Annotated in this window: 24 protein-coding genes, 1 tRNA gene and 1 pseudogene; 9 read left to right on the top strand and 17 right to left on the bottom strand. The window is 35.9% G+C overall.

The features are described 5' to 3' along the window. Window position 1: 1 nt before the first annotated feature. The 7 genes from Q0358_RS06335 to aspS all read right to left on the bottom strand — a co-directional run bounded on the left by Q0358_RS06335 (window position 2) and on the right by aspS (window position 6,415). Window positions 2–1,276 (bottom strand): TRAP transporter large permease subunit, encoded by a 1,275-nt coding sequence (locus Q0358_RS06335; RefSeq protein WP_299548988.1) that lies wholly within the window; start codon window positions 1,274–1,276, stop codon window positions 2–4. Window positions 1,277–1,292: 16 nt separating this feature from the next. Beyond that, window positions 1,293–1,811 carry a TRAP transporter small permease gene (locus Q0358_RS06330; protein ID WP_299549094.1) on the bottom strand — a complete coding sequence of 173 codons (519 nt, stop codon included), beginning with the start codon at window positions 1,809–1,811 and terminating at the stop codon, window positions 1,293–1,295. 64 nt (window positions 1,812–1,875) lie between these two features. Further along, window positions 1,876–2,898, bottom strand: coding sequence for a DctP family TRAP transporter solute-binding subunit (locus tag Q0358_RS06325; protein WP_299548985.1), 1,023 nt, complete (start codon window positions 2,896–2,898; stop codon window positions 1,876–1,878). A 147-nt stretch (window positions 2,899–3,045) separates the two neighbouring features. Further along, window positions 3,046–3,570: an inorganic diphosphatase gene (gene ppa / locus Q0358_RS06320; protein ID WP_299548982.1), complete on the bottom strand. Its 525-nt coding sequence runs from the start codon at window positions 3,568–3,570 to the stop codon at window positions 3,046–3,048. Between the two features lie 10 nt (window positions 3,571–3,580). Next, the gene (locus Q0358_RS06315) at window positions 3,581–4,063 is read right to left on the bottom strand and encodes a hypothetical protein (RefSeq protein ID WP_299548979.1); all 483 of its coding nucleotides are present in this window, start codon (window positions 4,061–4,063) and stop codon (window positions 3,581–3,583) included. Between the two features lie 18 nt (window positions 4,064–4,081). Then, window positions 4,082–4,654 (bottom strand): adenylate kinase, encoded by a 573-nt coding sequence (locus Q0358_RS06310; protein WP_299548976.1) that lies wholly within the window; start codon window positions 4,652–4,654, stop codon window positions 4,082–4,084. A gap of 9 nt (window positions 4,655–4,663) precedes the next feature. Continuing rightward, complete coding sequence (gene aspS / locus Q0358_RS06305; RefSeq protein WP_299548973.1) at window positions 4,664–6,415, bottom strand: aspartate--tRNA ligase; 1,752 nt, start codon at window positions 6,413–6,415, stop codon at window positions 4,664–4,666. Window positions 6,416–6,624: 209 nt separating this feature from the next. Here aspS and yedE point away from each other — a divergent pair, with 209 nt between their 5' ends. The 6 genes from yedE to Q0358_RS06275 all read left to right on the top strand — a co-directional run bounded on the left by yedE (window position 6,625) and on the right by Q0358_RS06275 (window position 11,387). Next, window positions 6,625–7,683, top strand: coding sequence for a YedE family putative selenium transporter (gene yedE, locus Q0358_RS06300; RefSeq protein WP_299548970.1), 1,059 nt, complete (start codon window positions 6,625–6,627; stop codon window positions 7,681–7,683). A 9-nt stretch (window positions 7,684–7,692) separates the two neighbouring features. Next, window positions 7,693–7,908, top strand: a complete 216-nt coding sequence (locus tag Q0358_RS06295; protein WP_299548967.1) for a sulfurtransferase TusA family protein — start codon at window positions 7,693–7,695, stop codon at window positions 7,906–7,908. Between the two features lie 36 nt (window positions 7,909–7,944). Beyond that, window positions 7,945–9,108, top strand: a complete 1,164-nt coding sequence (locus tag Q0358_RS06290) for an aminotransferase class V-fold PLP-dependent enzyme (protein ID WP_299548964.1) — start codon at window positions 7,945–7,947, stop codon at window positions 9,106–9,108. A gap of 10 nt (window positions 9,109–9,118) precedes the next feature. After that, on the top strand, window positions 9,119–9,346 hold the full coding sequence (locus Q0358_RS06285) for a DUF3343 domain-containing protein (protein ID WP_299548961.1): 228 nt from the start codon (window positions 9,119–9,121) through the stop codon (window positions 9,344–9,346). A gap of 41 nt (window positions 9,347–9,387) precedes the next feature. Continuing rightward, window positions 9,388–9,936, top strand: coding sequence for a hypothetical protein (locus Q0358_RS06280; protein ID WP_299548958.1), 549 nt, complete (start codon window positions 9,388–9,390; stop codon window positions 9,934–9,936). 92 nt (window positions 9,937–10,028) lie between these two features. After that, window positions 10,029–11,387 carry an LTA synthase family protein gene (locus tag Q0358_RS06275; protein ID WP_299548955.1) on the top strand — a complete coding sequence of 453 codons (1,359 nt, stop codon included), beginning with the start codon at window positions 10,029–10,031 and terminating at the stop codon, window positions 11,385–11,387. Between the two features lie 21 nt (window positions 11,388–11,408). Here Q0358_RS06275 and Q0358_RS06270 read toward each other — a convergent pair. Continuing rightward, window positions 11,409–11,483 (bottom strand) — tRNA-Asn (locus tag Q0358_RS06270). Window positions 11,484–11,630: 147 nt separating this feature from the next. Between Q0358_RS06270 and Q0358_RS06265 the strand changes: the two genes are divergently transcribed. The 3 genes and pseudogenes from Q0358_RS06265 to Q0358_RS06255 all read left to right on the top strand — a co-directional run bounded on the left by Q0358_RS06265 (window position 11,631) and on the right by Q0358_RS06255 (window position 13,950). Further along, window positions 11,631–12,344 (top strand): YebC/PmpR family DNA-binding transcriptional regulator, encoded by a 714-nt coding sequence (locus Q0358_RS06265; RefSeq protein ID WP_299548952.1) that lies wholly within the window; start codon window positions 11,631–11,633, stop codon window positions 12,342–12,344. Between the two features lie 84 nt (window positions 12,345–12,428). Next, window positions 12,429–12,752: a thioredoxin family protein gene (locus tag Q0358_RS06260; protein ID WP_299548949.1), complete on the top strand. Its 324-nt coding sequence runs from the start codon at window positions 12,429–12,431 to the stop codon at window positions 12,750–12,752. A 217-nt stretch (window positions 12,753–12,969) separates the two neighbouring features. Then, a pseudogene (locus tag Q0358_RS06255) lies at window positions 12,970–13,950 on the top strand (alkaline phosphatase PhoX). Here Q0358_RS06255 and Q0358_RS06250 read toward each other — a convergent pair. The 9 genes from Q0358_RS06250 to Q0358_RS06210 form a co-directional block, all read right to left on the bottom strand. Beyond that, entirely contained in the window at window positions 13,947–14,378 is a 432-nt protein-coding gene (locus Q0358_RS06250; protein WP_299548946.1) for a YqaA family protein, read from the bottom strand. The pseudogene Q0358_RS06255 and the gene Q0358_RS06250 sit on opposite strands and share 4 nt — an antisense overlap. A 16-nt stretch (window positions 14,379–14,394) precedes the next feature. After that, window positions 14,395–15,720: a sodium-dependent transporter gene (locus Q0358_RS06245; protein WP_299548943.1), complete on the bottom strand. Its 1,326-nt coding sequence runs from the start codon at window positions 15,718–15,720 to the stop codon at window positions 14,395–14,397. 177 nt (window positions 15,721–15,897) lie between these two features. After that, entirely contained in the window at window positions 15,898–17,628 is a 1,731-nt protein-coding gene (locus Q0358_RS06240) for an ATP-binding protein (protein WP_299548939.1), read from the bottom strand. Further along, entirely contained in the window at window positions 17,616–18,551 is a 936-nt protein-coding gene (locus tag Q0358_RS06235) for a cation diffusion facilitator family transporter (RefSeq protein WP_299548936.1), read from the bottom strand. Before Q0358_RS06235 ends, Q0358_RS06240 begins: the two co-directional genes overlap by 13 nt. A 9-nt stretch (window positions 18,552–18,560) precedes the next feature. After that, window positions 18,561–19,034: a hypothetical protein gene (locus tag Q0358_RS06230; protein WP_299548933.1), complete on the bottom strand. Its 474-nt coding sequence runs from the start codon at window positions 19,032–19,034 to the stop codon at window positions 18,561–18,563. Further along, a complete protein-coding gene (gene lpxC / locus Q0358_RS06225) occupies window positions 19,027–19,914 on the bottom strand; it encodes a UDP-3-O-acyl-N-acetylglucosamine deacetylase (RefSeq protein ID WP_299548930.1) in 888 nt (295 codons plus the stop codon). Before lpxC ends, Q0358_RS06230 begins: the two co-directional genes overlap by 8 nt. After that, window positions 19,914–20,516 carry a septum site-determining protein MinC gene (locus Q0358_RS06220; RefSeq protein ID WP_006802914.1) on the bottom strand — a complete coding sequence of 201 codons (603 nt, stop codon included), beginning with the start codon at window positions 20,514–20,516 and terminating at the stop codon, window positions 19,914–19,916. Before Q0358_RS06220 ends, lpxC begins: the two co-directional genes overlap by 1 nt. Beyond that, window positions 20,517–21,974 carry a M23 family metallopeptidase gene (locus Q0358_RS06215; RefSeq protein ID WP_299548919.1) on the bottom strand — a complete coding sequence of 486 codons (1,458 nt, stop codon included), beginning with the start codon at window positions 21,972–21,974 and terminating at the stop codon, window positions 20,517–20,519. It abuts the gene before it with no gap. A gap of 161 nt (window positions 21,975–22,135) precedes the next feature. Beyond that, a partial coding sequence (locus Q0358_RS06210) for a DNA-processing protein DprA (RefSeq protein WP_299548914.1) occupies window positions 22,136–23,139 on the bottom strand: 1,004 nt, incomplete at its 5' end.

Here is a 23,139-nt window from a genome sequence, read left to right as displayed (position 1 = left end):
ATTATCCTAGCAAACTAGGCAGCCAAAGGGAAATTTCTGGAATATAAGTAATAAGCCCAAGCCCCACTAACAACACGCAAAGCCAAGGGACAATAGAAAGTGTAACATCTTTTAAGCTAAGTCCTGTAAGTGAGCTAGCTACAAAGAGATTAAGTCCAACAGGAGGTGTTAGCATTCCAAGCTCCATATTCACAATCATCACAATTCCAAAATGAATAGGATCAATTCCAAGCTGCACAGCAATAGGCAAAAGCAAAGGTGTCATAATCATTACAACTGACGATGGTTCCATAAATTGCCCCATAACAAACAAAGCAACATTAACCAAAATCAAAAACATCCACCAACTCATATCCATACTAACAAGATATTCTGCAATCATATGTGGAATACGCTCTCCAGTTAGAAAATGCGCAAATACAACTGCAAAACCAATAATAAAGAAAATCATTGCTGTTGTAATTGCTGCATCTAAAAACACACTATAAAGATCCTTAATTTTAATATCTTTATAGACAAACAAAGAAACAATAAGAGCATATACAGCACTAATCCCAGCAGCTTCAGTTGCTGTAAAGATTCCCGCATAGATTCCACCAATCACCACAAAAACAATCAACAACGCCCAAAATGCTTCTTTAAATTTCAACCATCGTTCTCTAATGCTTGCTGGCTTCGTCGCTTTAAATCCTAAACGAATTGCTCCAAAATAAGCATAAAGCATCATCATTCCACCAACTAAAAGTCCAGGAACCACGCCTGCCATAAAAAGTTTCTCAATAGAAACTTCCGCAGTTACCCCATAAACAATCATCACAACAGAAGGTGGAATTAAGATTCCAAGACTCCCAGCAGATGTAATTGCCCCAACTGAATAACTCTTGGGATACCCTGCTTCTTTTAATGCTACAAACATTACAGAACCAATAGCAACAACAGTAGCAGGAGAACTTCCACTCACAGCAGCAAAGATGATACAAGCTAAAATTGCACTCATAGGCAAACCACCGGGCAAATGCCCAACAATACTTTTAGCAAAATCTACAATTCTCTGCGCAGAACTCCCTTTACTCATTAAGGAACCTGCCAAAATAAACATTGGAATCGCCATTAATGCAGGCTTTAATCCATTAAGCATTATTTCTGGCACCGCAAAAATATCATAGGAGCTAAAAAATAACATCGTTAAAACTGCACTCACCCCTAGGCAAATCGCCACAGGCACACCAAATAACAACAACCCAAATAATACAACCAATAAAAATATAACGCTCATAAAACTACCTAATTCCCTAATCTTTAATCACGGAATCGTGAATCATCTCTTCTTCTGCACTTTTGACTACCTTATCTGCTGGCAGTAAAGAAACTTCATAAATTTTCTCCAAAGAACGATAAGTTGCACCCAAAAAAGCAATAGGCAAGCATAAAAGAAAAATCCACAAAGGAACACTATGTAACGCTTCACTCATATAACCAATCTCATAATTTAAATAGCACACCATCACGCTTGCATAAAACATAAATCCTAAAAATATAGAATTTAAAAGATGTGTTAAAAGCACGCAACTCTTTGCAAGCGAAGATGGAAATTTTTCAATTAACATTGTTACAGCAATATGCACTCCTTTTCTAAAGCCATAAGCTGCCCCAAAGAATGCTGACCACAAGAAACAATATCTTGCCACTTCTTCTGCCCAAGTAAGGGAGCCAATTTCTGGATAAAATCCTGCAATATAACGCACACAAACATTAATTGCTGTGATTACGATTCCAACTGCTAGCCCAAATACAGCGACACTTTTATTCATTGTCGCAATAACTCTATCTAACGCTTGAAAAAAATTCACCAATGCCCCTTACTTGTGATTTCAATTATTTTGTATTAATTGTTTTTTCAATTAATTCTTTTCCAATTAAATCATAAAATTTAGGATAAATCGCAATCATTACATCTTGCCATTGTTGCTTTTGTGCAGCATCTAGTTCATAAACTTTTGTGCCTGTCTTATCATCTGCTTTTAAACGATCAAGCAAGACTTTTTCTTCTTTAGCGCTTTCTTCTCTTTCATAAATTGTTGCTTCACGCATTGCAGTTGTAAATTTCTCCTGCAAATCTTGTGGCAAGCTATTCCAAAACTTTTCGCTTGCAACAACTAAATATCCCAAATATCCATGATTTGAAATCGTAATAGAACTTTGCACCTCATAAAACTTAGAATTATAAAGATTTGAAAGCGGATTTTCAGCAGCATCTACAACACCTGTTTGAAGCGCAGAATAAACTTCACCAAATGGCAATACTTGCGGAATTGCTTTAACTGCTTTTGTTTGTTCTTCTAAAACTTTAGAACTCATAATGCGCATTTTTTGCCCTTCAGCATCACTTGGCACAACAATAGGCTTTTTATTTGTGCTAAACTGCTTAAACCCTGCATCCCAATAATCAAGTGCAATGTAACCTTTAGAGCTAATCACATCTTTTAGAATTTTTCCTACTTCTCCATCCATTACATTATGCAAATGTTCAGTATCACGGAAAAGAAAAGGGACATCCCATAAATTAAATTCTTTTGCAAAAGGTGTAAATTTAGAAAAACTAGGTGCTGCAAGTTGCACATTATTACGCTTTAATTCTTGAAACACTTTATCATCATCAACAAGTTGCGCAGAAGGAAACACATGCACTTTAATTTGCCCATCTGTTAGTTCTTCTACTCTTTTTGCAAAGAAATTTGCCGCCTTTCCTTTTGGTGTATTTTCACTCACAACATGCGCAAACTTCACCTCATAGACTTTTTTATCACCTGTTGCATTTGCTGCTGCTTCTTTATTCTCACCACCACAACCAACAAACGCAAAAGCTGCTAATACTGAAGCCAAAATGATCTTTTTCATTAACTTTCTCCTTATAAAATTCTCTAAGATCAAGGTATTTTACAGATTTTTACTCCAAACTTGCGATAAAAACCCAAAAATACTCCCATTTTTCAATACAATCTACTATTTTAAATACTAAAAATTACTTTTAGTAACACAAAAAAATCACAAAGATTTATAATTCTTAATCGCTTGCTCTAAAATCTCTTTTGCAGCATTTAAGTCTTTATATTCCTTAACTTTCACCCATTTATTTGGCTCTAGCATTTTATAAGTTTCAAAGAAATTTTTGATTCTATCTAAAGTGATTTGTGGTAAATCCTCTAAGTTTTTGATTCTATCATATCTTGGATCAATCTTAGAAATAGGAACTGCAATAAGCTTTTCGTCCATTCCACTTTCATCTTCCATAATCAAAACCCCAATCAAACGTGCTTTAATCACACTTCCAGCCTGCAAAGGATATTCATTAATCACAAGCACATCAGCAGGATCGCCATCATCGCTTAAAGTATTCGGAACAAAACCATAATTTGCAGGATAAAACATTGCACTATACATTACTCTATCTACCACAACTGCTCCACTATCCTTATCAATTTCATATTTAATATTTGAACCATAAGGAATCTCAATAACAACATTTAGTTTATCCGGATTGCTTCCTACTTCAATTTTACTTAAATCCATTTTTACTCCTTTATTTTTGATACATTTTATGCATATAATTTGCTACTTCTGTGCAAAATTCCTTACCATTATAAATATTTGATACTGCAATTTGCGAAGATTCCGTGTATTTGTGTGTAATAAATATTGTATAGGTTTTTAGAATATAAGCCCAAAAACCTTGTCGAAACAAAGCACCTCCACAATCATTCCAAATAATACCATTTACGCCTTTAGTCCAAGGAAATATTCCACGATGAAACCAAACTCCACGCTCATTCATAAAAACATATTGTGCCCTCAAAGACAAAAAAGCAAGCGCAAAATTAATCAATTCCAAAATCCCAAAAATCACAATAACATTCCAAAAAAACTGAGGCAAAAAATACTTCACTCCATACACAACAATTGCAATAAAAATTAAATGCCCTAAGCACATTTTCACATAAGCAATCCAAGAGATTCCATATTTTTTAGATTGAAATTCACTGCCATCAACTTCCCCAAAATCCATTTTTACTCCTTAGTATTATTAAATTTTGCCCTTGATAAATGCTTCCATTTCGCTTGTGATTTCTTCAATCGTGCGCTCACCATTAATTTTATGTAAGATTCCTTTTTTGCCATAAAACTCTTGAATATCTTTTAGCGGTTCTTGAAACACGCGCATACGATTGTTAAAAACTTCCACATTATCATCTGCACCTCTTGCGCGTCCTAACACTCTATCGCACGCTGTTTTTTCACTGACTTCTACTTCAATCACACTTGTTAATGTAATATCATTTTTGTTTTGCAAAATTCTATCAAGTTCCGTCATTTGCTCTACACTGCGTGGATAACCATCAATTAAAACCACATTTTTTGGCGCATTTGAAATAGCTTCTATAATCGTCTTAACAACAATTTCTAAAGGCACCAGATTTCCCTTGCTTGTAAAACTATCAATAAGTTGTCCTAGCTCACTTCCGCTTGCAACTTCCGCACGCAAAAGCTCTCCAGTAGAATAATGCACCATAGAATCGCTATTGTTTTTGCTGATAATCTCTGCATCTGTTGTTTTTCCGCTTCCTGGTGCGCCAATAACTAAAAATAATTTTTTCATCTTTTCTCCTTATTTTTTGGTTTCCCTAATTCTAATATGCAATTCTCTTAACTGCTCTTCATTTGCAACACTTGGCGCATCTGTTAAAGGACAAGTTGCTTTTTGGGTTTTTGGAAATGCAATCACATCACGGATTGAATGCGCTTTACATAAAAGCATTATGATTCTATCTAATCCAAACGCTAAACCGCCGTGCGGTGGCGCACCAAACTGCAAGGCCTCTAAAAGAAAGCTAAATTTATCTTGAGCTTCTTCTTTTGAGATTCCAAGTAGCTCAAACACGCGACTTTGAATCTCTTGCTTATGAATCCTAATACTTCCCCCGCCAATTTCAAAACCATTTAACACCACATCATATGCCACAGAATTAATCTCTTCTAAATCTTTTTCATCTATGTTGCTAGGCATTGTAAAAGGGTGATGCAATGCTGAAATACTCCCATCATCATTGCGTTCAAACATTGGAAAATCGACGACCCACAGGAATTTATACGCATTTTCGTCAATGAGTCCCATATCTTGCGCGACTTTTTGACGCAATCTCCCCATATAATCCCAAACAATCTTTTTCTCTCCTGCTCCAAAGAAAATAATATCTCCGACACTAGCCCCCAAACGATCAAGCAGCAACTTTAGATTTGTTTCACTAATAAATTTTACAAGCGGACCTTTTACACCTTCATCTTTAATTTGAATATATGCTAAACCTTTTGCGCCAAATTTTCGCACAAACTCTTCTGCTTCACCTAAAGTCTTGCGACTAAAAAATGTATCGCCACTTTTAACACATAAAGCCTTAAAGCGATTCTTTTTAGAATCTTTTGCAATGGAAGCAAAAATCTCATTATTAGAATCCACAAACAAATCCCCCACCTCAACAAGTGGTAAATCAAAGCGTAAATCTGGCTTATCACTCCCATAAGATTCCATAACCTGCTTATAAGAATAGCGTTCAAATGGAGTGGTAATAGAGACCCCACACGCGCTAAAAATAGATTTTAGAACAGCTTCTGCTACGCCCATTACATCATCTTGATTACAAAAACTCATTTCTAAATCGATTTGTGTAAATTCTGGTTGTCTATCTAAACGCAAATCTTCATCCCTAAAACATTTTGCGATTTGAAAATATCTATCAAATCCACTCACCATTAAAAGCTGTTTAAAAAGTTGTGGAGATTGTGGTAGCGCATAAAATTCTCCGTGATGCACACGACTAGGCACCAAATAATCCCTTGCCCCCTCTGGTGTGGCTTTTGTCAAAATCGGAGTTTCCACCTCTAAAAACCCTAAATCACTAAGCGTATTGCGCGTAGCTTGAGCAACTTTAGAGCGTGTAATAAAAATCTCTTGCAACCTAGGATTTCTTAAATCTAAATAGCGGTATTTCAAACGCACATCTTCACCCACACTCTCATCGCCCACAGCAATAGGTGGCGTTAAGCTTTTGTTTTCAACAACCAAAGATTCCACAAGCACTTCAATCTTGCCTGTTTTAAGCTTTGGATTTTCCAGCCCTTCTCCCCTTTTGCGCACTTTTCCTTTTGCAATTAAAACATATTCATCACGCACTTCGCTTGCAATTTTATGCGCTTCTTTGCAATCTCTTGGATCAAAAACAAGTTGAATCAAACCGCTTCTATCACGCAAATCAATAAATACAACTCCGCCGTGATCACGATAAGTATTACACCAACCGCATAAACTTACCACTTCTCCAATATTTTGCTCGCCTAAATCTGCGCAATAATGGCTTCTCATCTTTAAAACTCCTAAAATTTTTACAAAACAAGGCGATATTCTAACAAAAAATAGTGGAAGGTAAAATTAAATCCTAAAGGATTGCGGTAATTTTAAGAAACACTTCGCTACAATACGCGTCTTTATTTGGCTTGAGTTTCAAGCAAACAGCTACTTCATTTAAATCTTTCTCATACTAGCTGTCTTAAATTTATCGTTAGGAGTTTATAATGAAATTGGCAATTTTGCCTATTTTTGCAGGAATTGCCCTAGGGATCTTAGCACCTGTTTTGGTGTATTTTGGAAATCCGGGTAATATGGGTATGTGTGCAGCGTGCTTTACACGCGATATTGCAGGGGCTTTAAATCTTCATCAAGCAGGTATTGTGCAATACATTCGCCCTGAAGTCATTGGACTAGTTTTTGGCGCATTACTTGGAGCATTGCTTTTTAGAGAATTTCGCCCACGCGCAGGTTCAGCACCGATTGTTCGTTTTATGCTTGGAATCTTTGCGATGATTGGCGCACTTGTATTTTTAGGTTGCCCTTGGAGAATGTGGTTACGCTTAAGCGCAGGGGATTTTAGTGCTATTGCAGGCGTATTTGGACTCGTGTTTGGAATCTTAATTGGAGTGTTTTTTCTAAAACGCGGATTCTCTCTTGGACGCAATCGACCTGCAAGCAAAATCGTAGGACTTGCATTTCCTATCTTCACGCTAGGGCTTTTAGGATTTTTAGCTTGGGGATTACTTGATCCAAACGCTCCAATTAAATTCTCGCAAAAAGGACCGGGATCTATGCACGCACCGCTTATTGTTTCACTCATTGCAGGATTGCTCTTAGGTGTAATCTTTCAAAAAAGCCGTTTTTGTATGATTGCAGCAGTGCGTGATACTGTGTTAATGCGTGATACCCATATTTTACAAGGCGTCATTGCGCTTGTTATTGCTGCATTTTTTACAAACCTTGCATTAGGATTATTCAATCCGGGCTTTACAGGACAGCCTATTGCACATAATGATACGCTTTGGAATTTCTTAGGAATGGCGCTTGCAGGGATCGCCTTTACGCTTGCTGGGGGTTGTCCGGGAAGACAGCTGATTTTAAGTGGTGAAGGCGATGGCGATGCAGGTGTGTTTGTTATGGGATTACTCGTTGGGGCTGCTTTTGCGCATAACTTTGCTCTTGCAAGCTCTCCAGCAGGGATTGGTGCAAATGCACCTATTGCAGTGATTGCTGGATTTATTTTTTGTTTGCTTGTTGCTGCATTTGCTAGAGAAAAACGCTAAGGAGAAATAATGGTGGAACTTGATGTGCGCGGGCTTAGTTGCCCAGAACCTGTGTTAAACTTAAAACCCTTATTAGAAAAGGGTGAAAGCTCAATTAAGGTGCTTTGCAGTTGTGGAGCAAGCAGCGATAATATTCGTCGCCTAGCAACACAACACGGCTACAATGTGGAATCCGAAACCGAAAATGGTGAAGATTTAGAATTGATTTTAAAAAAATCATTTTAGGATTCCATTTTTGGAATCCTAGTTTTAGGAGCAAAAATGCAAGATTTCCAAAAATACATTTATTTAGATAATGCTGCAACAACTTTTCCAAAAGCACCCGGAGTAAAAGAAGCAGTCAATGTATTTTTAGAAACCTTAGGCGCAAGTCCGGGGAGAAGCGGACACGCATTATCTATTCAATCAGGCAGAATCCTTTTTCAAACACGCAAGTCTTTAGCAGATTTGCTTGGTTTAAAAGACTGCAAACGCGTCATTTTTACACTCAACGCTACAATGGCAATTAACACTCTTTTGCAAGGGTTTTTAAAGCCTAATGATATTGTTGTTACCACTCAAATGGAACACAACGCCATTAAACGCCCTTTAAATGCGCTTAAAGAAACACTTGGCATTAAAGTACGCGAGATCCATTGTGATAGCACACATACGCTAGATTTACAAAGCGCAAAAGAACTTCTAAAGGAAGCAAAACTTCTTGCTTGCACACACATTAATAATGTTAGTGGCGCAATGACGCCTATTGAAGATCTTGCAAAAATCGCCCACACAAATGGCGCGAAAGTCTTACTTGACAGCGCACAAAGTGTTGGTTGTGTGCCAATGCAAGAGATAATGCAACAAGTGGATTTCTTAGCTCTTAGCGCGCATAAAGGTCTTTTATCCCCTATGGGAGTTGGTGCGCTTTTAGTTAATGATTGTTTTGATTTTAGAGAGCTTTCTCCGCTTGTTTTTGGCGGAACAGGGAGTGCTAGCGAAGAAGAAATCCAGCCAAGTTTCTTACCAGATAAATTTGAAAGTGGCACGCATAATATGCACGGAATTGCTGGATTAAAAGCAGGTTTAGAATGGATAGCGCAAATGGGTGTGGATAAAATTCACGCGTATGAACTGCATTTAAGAAATGCTTTAATTACAGGCTTAAATGGTGTAAAAAATCTTAAAATCTATCACACACAAGGTAACAGTAGCGGTATTTTATCCATTAATCTCACAAATCACCTGCCCTCAGAAGTTGCAATGCGTTTAAATAATGAATATGGAATCTGTGTGCGCGTAGGACTACACTGCTCTCCTTCAAGCCACAAAACACTTGGCAGCTTTACAAGCGGTGGCACAATTCGCCTAAGCCCCGGGATTTTTACCACAGAAGAAGAGATTGAAACAACAATTAAAGCCCTATGCACGATCGCAAAAGGCTAAAAGGGATAAAATGCAAAAACAACTTATTGAAGGTTATGTCTTAGTCTATACTACTTCAAGCGCGTTTGAAAGCGAAAATATCTTACAAAATCTAGGGATTTCTATTAAACTTGTGCCAACACCTAGAGAATTTTCAAGCGATTGTGGCATTGCTGTTTGGTTCATGTGCGAAAATATAGACAGTATCAAAAATGCTTTGGATTTTGCAAAGATAGAATATGAAATTGTAAAAAAATGATACAATCCAAACCTTTTTGATATAAATAATTAGGAGGGATTATGCTTAGAATCTTTTTTCAAATCATAGGTTTTGCGCTACTTTTTTTAACACTCTTTAGCATTGCTAGAGTGATTATGGGGATTGTCTTTGTCCCTAGTGCAATTATAGAATCTAATCGTGGTGATTTTTATCAAATGTTTGCTTTAGGTGCGGTTACTGATTTAAGACTTATTGCCACAGCATTTTTGCCCCTTTTGCTTTGCGCTTTGCTTGCAAGTTTTGCTCCTGCTTTAAAGACTTATTATAGAATTTTAGAAAAATTAAATAAAGCTTATAATATTTTTTCTAATATTTATATAGGATTATTTTCATTTATTTGTATTATATTTTGTTTTATAAATTTCTATTATTATCAAATGTATCAAAGCAATATTACAAGTTTTATTTTTGGACTAAAAGATGATGAAACAAGCGCAATTATTAGCATTATTTTAAAGGATTATCCTGTTTTTTCTCTTTGTATTCTTGCGATAATTTTTAGTGGATTTTGTGTGTTTTTAAACACAAAAATCTTAGCAATTACCCCCCCCCCCCACCCAGACAGATAAAATCCTTAAGCACTCCTAAACTTCTAGCATTCTTTTTAGCCTTTGCACTTCTTTATACGCTTGCGCTAAGGGGACCTTTTAGACATATTACAATGAATGTTGAAAACTATCGCTTCTCTAGTGTGGAATCCTTAAATGCTATTGCACTAAATCCCATAATGGCATTTGCTTGGGCACATAAAAATTACAAAAAAGAATCGCTTGGAATCATAGCTCCTGTTGATGAACGCCTTATGGAATCTTTTTTGCCGCATTTCCCTCTCTTCACAAAAACTCCACAAAGTCCACTTGTAAGAGAGCAAAAACCGCATATTATGGTTAATCTTATGGAATCTTTTGGTAGTAACTTACTCTTTTTTCACAGCAAAGACTTAGATTTATTAGGCAGTCTAAAGCCCCATATCCAAGAAGACTTTTTTTGGGAGAGATTTTTGCCTTATGAAAATGGAACTGCGCCAAGCCTTTCATTTTTATTTTTTGGCTCTCCCACTACACTTTCAAAATCTAATTACAGCAGACACTATCTCTCATACTCTCCTATTGAAACTTACAAGAAGCAAGGTTACAAAGTTGTTTTTCTAACCTCCGGTAATCGCTCTTGGTATGCAATGGGGGATTTTATGCTCACACAAAGAGTGGATTTAATTCTTGACGAAATTGTTTTACAAAAACACTATCCAGAGTCCATAAAAACTAGCAATTCTTATGGGATATTAGATGAATATATGTATCGTGCGGCATTTGAAATTCTACAAGACTCCACGCAACCTCTTTTAATTTTAGCACTAACAACAAGTAATCACCCGCCTTATCCTAATGTAGAAAAAACCATTAGCGAAAACGCAATCCCAAAAGAACTCAATGCGCGTTTAAACAAAGACAAAATTGCCCTGCTTAACACCTACGCTTATGCAAATAATGCCTTTGGAGAATTTTTAGAATCCATTAAACAAAGTTCTTTTAAAAATAAAGTGATAATTGCCGCCACAGGAGATCACAGAGTGCGCGATGTAATAAGCGATGCAAGCAAAGAAAAAGCTCTAAGTTTTGGCGTGCCATTTTATCTTTATGTCCCTAAAAATTATCAGCACAACATCAGCTACAATCCTAAGCGCGTTGGCTCACACAAAGATATTTTTGCCACACTTTTTGCGCTTTCTTTAGATTCTGTAGAATACTTAAATTTAGGCGGAAAGAATATGTTAAGCAAAGAAAGCGAAGAAAACTTTGGCTACAATGTGTCCGTATCCATTGATCATAATGGAATCTATCCTAAAGGCGCAAATGAGGGCTATAGCTTTGCAAATACACATAATTTATTAGATCATCACACTGCATTTAAATCTCAAAATAATGATTTTATTAAACTTTATGAACAATATTTAGACTATCAATTTCGCTACCGGTTGATTAATCTACAAAAACAAAACGAAAAAGAGTTTGAGAGATAGTTTAAAAAGAATCAGAAAAAGTGGCTCCGGATGTAGGATTCGAACCTACGACCAAGCGGTTAACAGCCGCCTACTCTACCGCTGAGCTAATCCGGAACAAGAAAGCTCATTTAAAAAATGAAGTGTGATTATATAACAACCAAACTCCTATGTCAAGATATTTTTAAAATTTTTGCACTATTTTGGGATTTTTAAACTTTAAAATACTACAATTTTTCTTTTAATCCACATTGAAGGTTATGTATGGGACGAGCATTTGAATACCGCAGAGCAAGCAAGGAAAAGCGATGGGATAAGATGTCGAAACTTTTTCCAAAACTAGGTAAAGCAATTAGCATTGCCGTTAAAGAAGGAGGGAGTGGAGATCCAGATATGAATTCTAAGCTAAGAAGTGCAATCCTTGCTGCAAAGGCACAAAATATGCCAAAAGACAATATTGAAGCAGCGATTAAACGCGCATTAGGCAAAGATGGAATCCAAATTACAGAAGTAAATTATGAAATCAAAGCTCCACACGGCGCGCTGTTTTTTGTAGAATGCGCTACAGATAATACCACAAGAACAGTTGCAAACCTAAAGAGTTATGCAAACAAACTTGGCGGACAAATGCTAACAAACAACTCCTTAGAGTTTATGTTTTCACGCAAAGCACATTTTGAAATTAGCAAAGAGGGTATCACGGATTTAGAAGAGCTAGAGTTAAACCTCATTGATTCTGGGTTGGATTCTATGGAAGTTGAAGAAGATATTATCCATATTTATGGGGATTACACAAGCTTTGGGACTTTAGCAAATGCACTAGAAGAAATGCAGGCTAATGTCAAAAAAGCAGCACTAGAGAGAATCGCTACAAATCCTGTGGAGTTTAGCGAAGAGCAACTTGTGGATATTGAAAAATTGTTAGATAAAATTGAAGATGATGATGATGTGCAAGCAGTTTTTACTAACATTGCGTAACATTATCACGAAATTTTAAGGGTTTTGCCACATTTTAAGCAAACTTATCACACAATGTAAGCTTAAAATTCAAATAAAGGAATAATGATGTTAGAAAAATTAACAAAAGATTCTTATCAAAATGCAGTCAATAATGGCATATGTATGGTAGCAGTAGGTGCGCCTTGGTGTCCTGATTGCCGCAAAATTGAACCTATTATTGGAATGCTTATGCAAGAATATGGAGAAAAGGTTAAATTTTATGCTGTAATGGCTGATGAAGAAGAAGCCTTGAAAGAAGAGCTAGGCGTGCGTAGAATCCCGACGCTAATTTTTTACAAAAATGGCGCAGAAGTTGGCGAACGCTTAGTTGAGCCAAACTCTAAACCCCTCATTGAAAACGCTATCAAAGCAACCCTAGAAGCGTAATTTATGCACCCTTTGCGGTGCGTGTCTTGTATTCTCATTTTTAAACTTTACAAATATTAATGACTTTTTTGGAAGTAGCGATGCTAATTATAAGTTTTCAGCACAAGAAAAACGCTATGGGATTGGTGCAAAAAGCACTTATGGTTGGGAGATAGATCCTAGATTCGATGTTGCTAAAAATCCTAATGAGCCAAACCGCTTTGGTTAGGTTGTTGAAATTGATCCTTATGATGCAAACTCCACTCCTATTAAACGCACAGCACTTGGACGCTTTAAACACGAAAATGTTGAGATTGTTATTTGCAAAGAAGGTAATGTAGTAGCCTATATGAGAGATGATGAAGCTGATGAGTTTTTATATAAATTTATCTCAAAAGGTAAATTTGATAAAAACAATCCAAAAAATAATAAAAATCTCTTAGAGGAAGGAACGCTTTATGTTGCTAAACTTCAAGGGGAAAATCTTAGCGGTAATGGAGAATGGATTGAATTAAGTTATGGCAAAAATGGATTAGACGCTAAAAACGGATTTCACTCCCAAGCAGATGTTTTAATCAATGCGCGCCTTGCAGGAACAATTGTTGGTGCAACTCCAATGGATCGCCCAGAATGGATTGCCGTTGATCCTAAAGGCGAGTTTGTTTATGCAACACTTACAAAAAAATAAAAAACGCGAAGTCACAGATGGTGCAAACCCAAGAGCTAAAAATATTTATGGACAAATTATCCGTTGGAATCCTAGTAGTAATAATCACCTAAATGTGCAGTTTAATGGGATATTTTCTTGCTTGCTGGAAACCCTTCACTCTATCCAAACGACTTACGTAAGGGAACTAAAAACATCACAAAAGACAATATGTTTAACTCTTCTGATGGCTTGAAGTTTGATCAATTTGGACGCCTTTGGATTCAAACAGATGGCAATTACTTTAACAAAGGAGATTATGCAGGAATGGGTAATAATCAAATGCTTTGCGCAAATCCTATTACAGGAGAAGTTAAACGCTTCTTAACTGCTCCAATTGCTTCAGAAGTTACAGGAATTGCCTTTTCACAAGACTACAAAACAATGTTTGTAGGAATCCAACACCCAGGCGAAAAGCTCGCGCCAAGCCATTATCCAAATAGTGGAAACTCCACGCCTAGAAGCACAATTGTGCAAATCACTAAAAAAGATGGTGGGATAATCGGCAGTTAAAAAACTTGTTGGTATTTGTTGTATGCTAAAATTAGCACCAAATACCGCACGCCCTTGCCTAGTGCTATAAATACACAAGCTTTCAAAAAAGAATAACGATACACCCCTAAAGCTAGGGCAAACAAATCTCCCAAAAACGGCAAAAAAGTAAAAAACGCATAAAGGAATCCTTGTTTTTGGATTCCATCTTTATAACGATAAATCTTTGTGTGCATCTTCCTAAAGCGTTTAAAACAAAAAGAATCTCCCAAATATCCTATACCATAAGTAGTTAGTGATCCTAGCGTATTGCCAAGTGTTGCTACAATCCACACCAAAACCCACGCATAATCAAGCGCTAAAAAGCCCACCACAAAGGCTTCAGAACCTAGTGGATAAAGACTGCTTGCAAGAAAACAAATTAAAAATAACCCAAAAAGAGATTCCACATTATAAAATTTGCCACTAAACTAAACTTGCCATTGCAAGCAAAATCCCAAGTGGTGCAATATAGCGAATCACCACATACCAACCCTCAAAAAAGATTCCTTTTAAATACCCTTCACTCATTGCATACACACGATCTTTTGGTAAAATCCACCCCATATAAATACACATAAACACGCCTGCAAGCGGAAGCATAAACGAACTTGTAATATAAACAAACCAATCAAAAAGATTCTTACCAAAAAATGTTAAATCTGCAGAAAATGCCGCTGTATTACTAAGCAACACAATCACGCCTAATAAATAAGCACATAAGACACTAATAAGATTTGCGTTTTTACGCTTCATAGAATATCGCTCAATGAAATAACTATTTAATGGTTCTAACATAGAAACTGCTGAAGTAATCCCAGCAAAAATCAATGCCACAAAAAACAAAAACGCAATCACTTGCCCACTAACACCCATATTTGCAAAAATTAGTGGCAAGGACACAAACACAAGTCCTGGTCCCTCTGTTGGTTCTGCACCATAACCAAAAATAAAAGTAAAAATCACAAGTCCAGCAACTAAACAAAACAAGAAATTAAGCAGTGCAACAATCACTGCAAAACGCACAAAATTTCCGTGTTTTGGCATAGAATTTGAATAGGTCAAAATCACTCCAACCCCTAAAGATAGTGCAAAAAATGCTTGCCCAATCGCCTTTACTATAACTTCTGGAGTAATCTTACTAAAATCGGGCAAAAAGAGAAATTTAAAGGAATCCAAAAACGCGTCTTGAAGCATTGAATATACAAGTAATCCTAAAAAAATAAACAACAACATCGGCATCAAAATCAAGTTTAACTTCTCAATCCCAGCTTTCACACCGCGATTTAAAATATATGCACAAAGTGCTACTACTAAAAAATGCCATAACATCTGCCAAAGAATCTGACTAGATGCAAAATCTCCCCATAAATTTTTGGTTCCCTCTAGCGTTGTTGGCATCCCAATAATGCTTAAAAACATATAATGCACAAGCCAACCTAAAACCACCGCATAAAAAGAGAAAATCAACACGCCAGAAATCATCATAAATCCGCCGTATTTTAAAAAATTTAAGCGTTTTGGGGCAAATGTTTCAAAAGTGCTTACTGCATTTTGCCCACTTGCCCTGCCAAAAAGCATTTCTACAATAAACACACTCAAACCAACAACTAAAAACGCCAACACAAAAATCAAAACAAAAGCAAAACCACCATTTTGCCCAACCAAATAAGGAAAGCCCCAAATCCCGCCAAGTCCAATCGCACTTCCAGCAGTGGATAAAACAAATCCTGCTTTAGAAAATCTCGTCATAATACCGCCTATTTTCGAAGTAAATCTGAGATTATACAAAATTTAAAAAGAAATTCCTATTTTAAATTATTTATTCATAACAAAAATCAAAAATTTAAATCCTAATATCAAAACTATTAAATTTTCAGAATAATTCCTACTATACACTCACAACAAATAAATTTAGTTTTTCTCTTTTTATGTATGAAACCCCACTTCACGTGTGCTATCAAAGTTGGATTTCAACTCACGTTTGATTTCATTTAAAAAGCTCTGCGTACTAAACTCCGGCTTTTTAGAGCTTGCAATCTTATAAGCAGTATTTTTTACAACAAGTGCGATTTGTCCGCCACTTAGATTAAACTCTGCAAGTTTTTTAAGATCAAAGTCTTTAGAAAAAGGGGCATTTTTAGGCAATAATTTCTCCCACAAACGCACCCTTTCTTCAAAATTCGGTCGCTTAAATTCAATCTTATAATTAAAACGCCTAGAAAAAGCTGTATCAAGCGTTTCAAGCAAATTTGTCGTAGCAATTAAGATTCCATCAAATTTTTCAATCTGTTCTAAAAAAATATTTTGCATTTGATTGTGCATTTTATCTGCTCCGCTTCCACTTGTTGTGCGTGCGCTTAAAAACTGATCTGCCTCATCTAAAAGCAGAATCGGATTTTGTTTAGAACTTTCACATAACTCTTTATAAGATTCAAAGATCTTGCGCACATTTTTTTCACTCTCTCCTACATACATTGACAAAATTTTAGAACAATCAAAACTTAGCACAGGTTTTTTAAGGGATTTTGCAAGAGCTAGTGCTGTCATTGTTTTGCCTGTTCCTGCTGCACCATAAAAAATAATCTTTGCATCAATCCCACGCTTTTTATCCTTAATCCCCCAATCTTTTAAGCGTTGCAAAACTTTGGAATCCATTTGTTTAAGTAGCACTTCTAGAGTTTCTTTTGTGTTAGCGTTTAACACAACATCATTTAAAGTTGCTTTTGGACGCAAAAACTCAAAAATATCTTGCTCCTCCACAAGAGATTCTAAATTTATGCGCTCTTTTGTGTTCTGTGTTTGGGGATGTGTGATTTTTTTTAATACACCATCTGGGATAAAAAATGTCCGACTTACGCCACCAAATGGGTTTAAAATCTCATCATAATCTACAAGTCCTTTTTCCACCAAACGACTTCTATCATCTAAAAGAGCGCGATTTTTCATTTTTTCATAATCATTCATACTCACTAAATTAATCAGCACTCCAAGCTCTCTACCCTCACTCTCCTTGCCTAAATACTCTTCTCTAATCAAAGCCAAAAAAATAATTTTTTCCTGCGGATTTAAGCCATACTCTTTACATAAACTCTCTAAGCCTAATTTCTCTTTTGTTAGCTCCAAACGCCCTTTAATGCGATCTTGTAAGAGTTTGTATTTTTGCATTCCTTTTTTAAGAAGTGGTGAAGCGTGATTGTCTTTTTTATGCGGACTTAAACTATGAAGAAGCTCAATACAAGCAAATTGATCTTTTAAATATTCTAAATGATCATTATAAGGAGCAATCTTAGGGAGCTTAGGATTAATTCCTCCTTCTTCAAGTAGCTTTAAAAAACTTGTGCTTAAAGAAATTGTCATATTTAATAATTCTAAAAGCAATTCTTCTTGATTTAAATGTTTCAGAAAAATATGTTGCGCAATCCAACCTGTATCTAAAAGATTCTTAAAAAAAGGCAGATATTGCAAAACTTCTATTTCATCTTTTGGAGCAAAAAGCGCATTAATGACATCCAAGCAAACAACTTCGTGATCTCCTTTTAAAAACTCTGTGCATAAATAGCGCAAAATCAACGCTTCTTCTTTGCTGCACTTTAAAAAAGGATAAATTTTTGCTTTATTAATATTGCTTACTTGTAAAAAATCAATCAAATACTGCACGCATCAACCCCTTTGTCATCATAAGGATCAAGATGTGTAATCACCACCCAATGTCCTTGTAGATTTTGGATTTTACACTCTAACATATCCGCCACTGCGTGCGCGTCCTTTAGCAAAATATCCGAACTAAACACCAAATGCACCTCTACAAAATGCGTATCCCCACTTTGCCTAGTTTTTAGATCGTGGTAGCTTTTGACCTCTTTTGCAGAATTTAAAATTTCCTTAATCGCTGTGATTTTCTCATCATCTAACGCACGATCTAGCAAGACTAGCACACCTTCTTTTAATAGCCCAAAAGCAGAATACCCCACATACAGCCCAATAGCAATCCCAAAAAGCGCGTCAATAATCTCAAAGCCTGTAAGCTTAATAAGCACCAATGCCACAAGCACCGCGCCATTACTTAAAATATCTGTCTTATAATGCAAGGCATCGGCTTTTATCACAAGATTATTGCTCACTTTTGCAACATAGTTTAGATACAGCACAAGACAAGTTGTTAAAATCAGCGAAAACACCATTACAAACAAGGACAAATCAAGCCTTGCTAGCTCACTTCCTAACGCGATTTTTTTTAGCGATTGATAAAGGATAAAAATCCCAGAAACTAAAATCACACTCCCTTCAATCACAGCCGCTAACGATTCTATCTTGCCTCGTCCATAGTTAAACTTCACATCAGCAGGTTGCTCTGCTTTGGTAATAGCATAGAGATTAAAGAGTGAAGCCGATAAATCAAGTAAAGAATCAATCGCACTTGCAAGAATCGCCACAGATCCACTAATAATCCCAGCAACAAACTTCACCACAATCAGCACACATGCCACACAACTTGATACAATCGTAGCCTTGCGCTGGATACTTATTTTTGGCTTTTCTGTCCCTAAATCTAAGCAATTCTTTGATAAATTCTCACACATTTTACACCTTTAAACCGGAGGGAGCAAATAAAGCGGCTTTAAATCCGTATCAAAAATGCTCTCATCAAGAACACTAGGCAAAGCAAAAGGCAAAATATGCGGAATCCTAGCAAACTTTTTCACGCAAATTGCTGCATTTGTTAAATCTTCACATACAAAATAGCAATCTCCATAAGCTCTAATAGGAGAATTACCATTAAAATAAAACGCGTGCGTAGCAAAAAGCTTCACTTCTTTTGCAATCTCTAATGTTTTTGCAAAAAGATAGAGCAATTTTAATGCCATAAAACTCCCAGGACCCCTTGCAAAATACAGCGCATCAAACTCTACACCCCATTTTTCTAACTCCATAAATTTAGGCACTAAAGCATCACTTAATGGCTCAACAATAGCAAAATCTCTACACAGCACAAAATTCTCATCATACACACCTATTAAGACAGGTTCTCTAGCAACATTTGGCAAGATTAAAACTTTATGCATTTTGCAAGGCATACTCATAGACTTGTTGCGCTTCTTCACTTTCTAAAATCTCATACGCATTACAATTCTCAAAAAGCTTCTTAGTTAGCAAATGGTTAAGCTTATGACTCCCAGCATAAGACACATACGCCCCAAGAAGAGGAATCCCAAGCAATGCCATATCACCAATTGCATCTAAAATCTTATGACGAACAAACTCTTCTTTATAGCGCAAACCTTCTTTGTTTAAAATGTTTGACTCATCAAGAACAATTGCATTTTCTAGAGAACCACCAAGTGCTAATCCTATAGAGCGCAAATATTGCACTTCATTTAAAAATCCAAAAGTCCTAGCTCGCGCAATTTCTTCTTTGTAATTTTTTGTTGAAAAATTAAATTTATAACTTTGTGTGCCAATAGCAGGATGTGGAAAATGAATAGAAAAATCAAAAACACAGGCATCATTTGGCTCAAAACGCACAAACTTATCTCCATCTTTAACTTCAATAGGGGCTTTGATTTTTAAAATCTTTTTTGTGGCTTCTTGTTTAACAATTCCAGCTTCTTCTAAAAGCATACAATACCCAATACTGCTCCCATCCATTATTGGCACTTCTTCATTATCAAGCGTGATTTTAAGATTATCAATCCCATAAGCGTGGATTGCAGAAAGCAAATGTTCTATGGTAGAAACCTTATGTCCGTCTTTTGCAATCACTGTTGCCATTGTTGTATCTACCACACTTTCAGGCTTTAGCGGTATGCTAATGCCCACATCACTCCGATAAAAATGGATTCCACAATTTTCCTCCAAAGGCTCTAATATCATTCTCACAGGAACACCTTTGTGTAAGCCAATCCCTACTAACTCGACTTTTTTTGCTATAGTTTGTTGTCTCATTATAAGCCTTCTACAACAATGGAATCATTTTTTCTATATACTTTATTGCGAGGATATTTTAACAACTCTTTATCTACAATCTCTCCACCAAAAAGCACATTACCCTCACTCACTTCACCTAAAATCATATATTCTCCATCGCAAAACACATTACCACTAATTGTGCCAAAAATTTGTAGATTTCCGCCACTTTGGATATGCGCGCCACTATTAATTCTCCCAAAAATTGTTAAATCCCCCTTTGCAATAATCTCTTCTCCACTCCTAATTGTGCGATTTAGCACAAGAGTGTTTGCTTGCGTTTTGGATTCTATTTTTTTAGATTCTGCTTTAGATTCCACATTTTTAGATTCCAACTTCCCTATATCTTGAGCCTTTGTATCAAGCCCTAAATTCTCTATGCTATTTGCTAAAACAAACCTTAATTGCTTCTGTTTTAAATACTCCAAAAGTTCAGCATAATTATGATTTAAATCAAAAGTAAAAACCAGCAAAAGACTTTGTAAAAGCCCTAAATTTTTATCAATATAAGCAATTATTTCTTGCGCTTCTCCTTCTACAAAAATAAACGCACGAAAATTTTTCTGCCTTGTTTTTACCATTTAAGAACCTTGAATTTGGTTGATAATTGTCTTTGCTTCATTAATTACATCAGTAATATTAAGTTTAATCCAATTTGAATCCATCCACTCCGCATTCCACACTTCATAGCCTTGCACAAGCACACTAAAATGCAAATGATCGCCAAGTGCTAGTCCTGTGTTACCAGTGTTTGCAATTTTTACATTAGATTCTAACACATCTCCCACGCTCACATCAGAAGCTGTTAAATGCGCATATAGAGTAGATAGTCCAAGTCCGTGATACACCACAACACTATTCCCATCAATACCTACAAACTCATTTAGCGTTACAATACCCGGATTACTTAAAATAACAGGGGCTTGCTTAATGCTCGCTAAATCCAATCCCATATGGTTAGACTCACTAACAATCTCTCCTTGATAAGTAAAGCGACGATGATCCCCAAAACTTGCCATTACAGCACCATTTCTTAAAGGTGTAAAGGGTTTAATAGCAAAGTTCTCCACAACAGATTCTATATCAAAACTAGAAGCCACTTTAAATATCCTATCAAAACTCTGTTCTCTCACGCCTTCATTAATATAGCGAAAAATATCCACTTTATTTTCAAATTCCCCTAAGCTTTTCTCGCCAATCTCCTCCACAAGCGTTGAGATTTTGCCATCCACAAAGGAATCAGTAAGTGGAATCGTGGAATCTTTGTATTGTTTCTTTTGCTGAAAATAGCCAATAGGCACAATACTAACATTGCCCGCGCTATCTTGTGCGATGATTTTTGGCGTAAAATTCTCGTGTAACTTTGACCAAGCAATTAACGCGATATAAAAGCCCTCCCTATAAAAAGGCTGTGCTTTAAATTCCAAGTTTCCATTAGTAATTACAAGGTTTTCTAAATTTTCATCACTTGCGCGAAAAATCACAAGTGCGCTCCCACCTTGCGTGATTTTATAAGAATTTGCTACCACTGCTAATTGTGGCTTTTTTGTATCAATGGCAATGTTAAATTGCTGTGTTGTTGTATTGCCTTTAAAAAGATTCCATTTGCTTGTATCTGTAACGCTTACTTCAAGAGTAATAAACTTTGTGTTATTTTTAATTCCTGCTGGCTTTTGGATTCCAATACAAAAGCTTTTTATCGGAGTATTTGTAATGAGATTTTGCGTTAGCGGAGAGATATTTGCATTTTTTGCTACACACATTGCATCTTGTGCATTGATTTGTTGCGCATCAAGTGGAATTCTATTACCATTTTCAATCAATGCGACACTATAACTTTTAATGCCTAGATTATCGCTAATTTCAATAGGAAAAGAATCCTTAAGATTCCACACTGCCTTGTCTTTAATTACAATCTTTGGTGCTTCTTTCTCAAAAGAATCAGAAGTTAGAGCAAAAATTCCCCCACCAATTAAAACTAAAACAACAATCAAACCTAAAATCTTCACAAAACCACTTTTCATTTTTGGATTGCGCATTACTTCCCTTTAATGCAAAATTTACCGCGATTCTAGCCAAAAAGTGCTTATTTAGAAGTAAAAATTAAAACTTCTCTTAAAGATTTTAAGATTCCTTATCCCTTTCTTTACTTTAAATAATATTCTATGCTTTTAAAGCCTGCGTGGATTAAAACTATTTTCTATAAATTTTCAAGATTAGGAAGTGAAGGTTGCTCTCCTTTTATTTTTGGCTTTTCAGTGGAAATTTTCTCTTTCCACTTTTTTAAAGATCCAATAATAAACTTTACATTTCTTTTAGTGATAATCTTAAAATCTTTACTCTTATCGCTTTTGTTAAATTCCATAATGGCTTGTTCATCTAACTTTGCAATTGACATTTTCATAGCAATCAATTCTCTATTCAAATTAAACTTCTCATCATCAAAAATTGCTTCATCATACATTACCGCTCTTTTAATCCCATAATCTTTGGCTTTACCCATTGCATGTCTTGAGCCACTATCTTTTTTCTTGTCCTTCTTAGAATCCTTTTCACTATAACTTGCCGTCAAAATCACCATATCACTAAAGAGTGCCTGCAGCCTATCCCTTTTTATATATCTATTGATATACTCAAACTTATTTTCTGCTTCCTTATAATATTCACTGATTAAAAGCCCATTTTTATTCCTTACTATCTCACTTGCTAACTCTCTATTTTCTTTTGGCAATATATTATCTAGCGTGCTAGGCAATATAGCAATTGTGCAATTTTGATCAGAAACACTCTTATGCGCTATAGTATCACAACCAAGCGCAAGACCACTTATGATAGTAGCATCATACTTTAAAATTTCCCCAAGAATCTCTTTTTCTAGTTGCTTAATTTCTTCAGTTGGTTCCAAAATGCCTATAACGGCGATATTAAAATTGTTTTTTGATAATAATTTTAAATCCCCTTCATAAGCAAAAAATACAGGTAAATCGTTCTTATTTTCAATTCTCTCAAAACGACATTCAGGAAAATCCTCGTCTCCAAAAGCAGTGTATCTTATGCCTTCTTTACTATTATCCAACAAGTTCCCAATCTCTTCCATTTCATTATTAAAATCAAATTTTTCAAGCTTCTCAATCTCCTTGTTTAATTTGTCAATCTCCTTGTTTAATTTGTCAATCTCATTGTTTAATTTGTAATTCTCTTCTT

Source organism: uncultured Helicobacter sp. (assembly GCF_937893305.1).
Classification (GTDB): Bacteria; Campylobacterota; Campylobacteria; order Campylobacterales; family Helicobacteraceae; genus Helicobacter_D.
The sequence above is the reverse complement of the archived record's forward strand: the minus strand, read 5'-3'. Positions and strand labels throughout refer to the sequence as shown.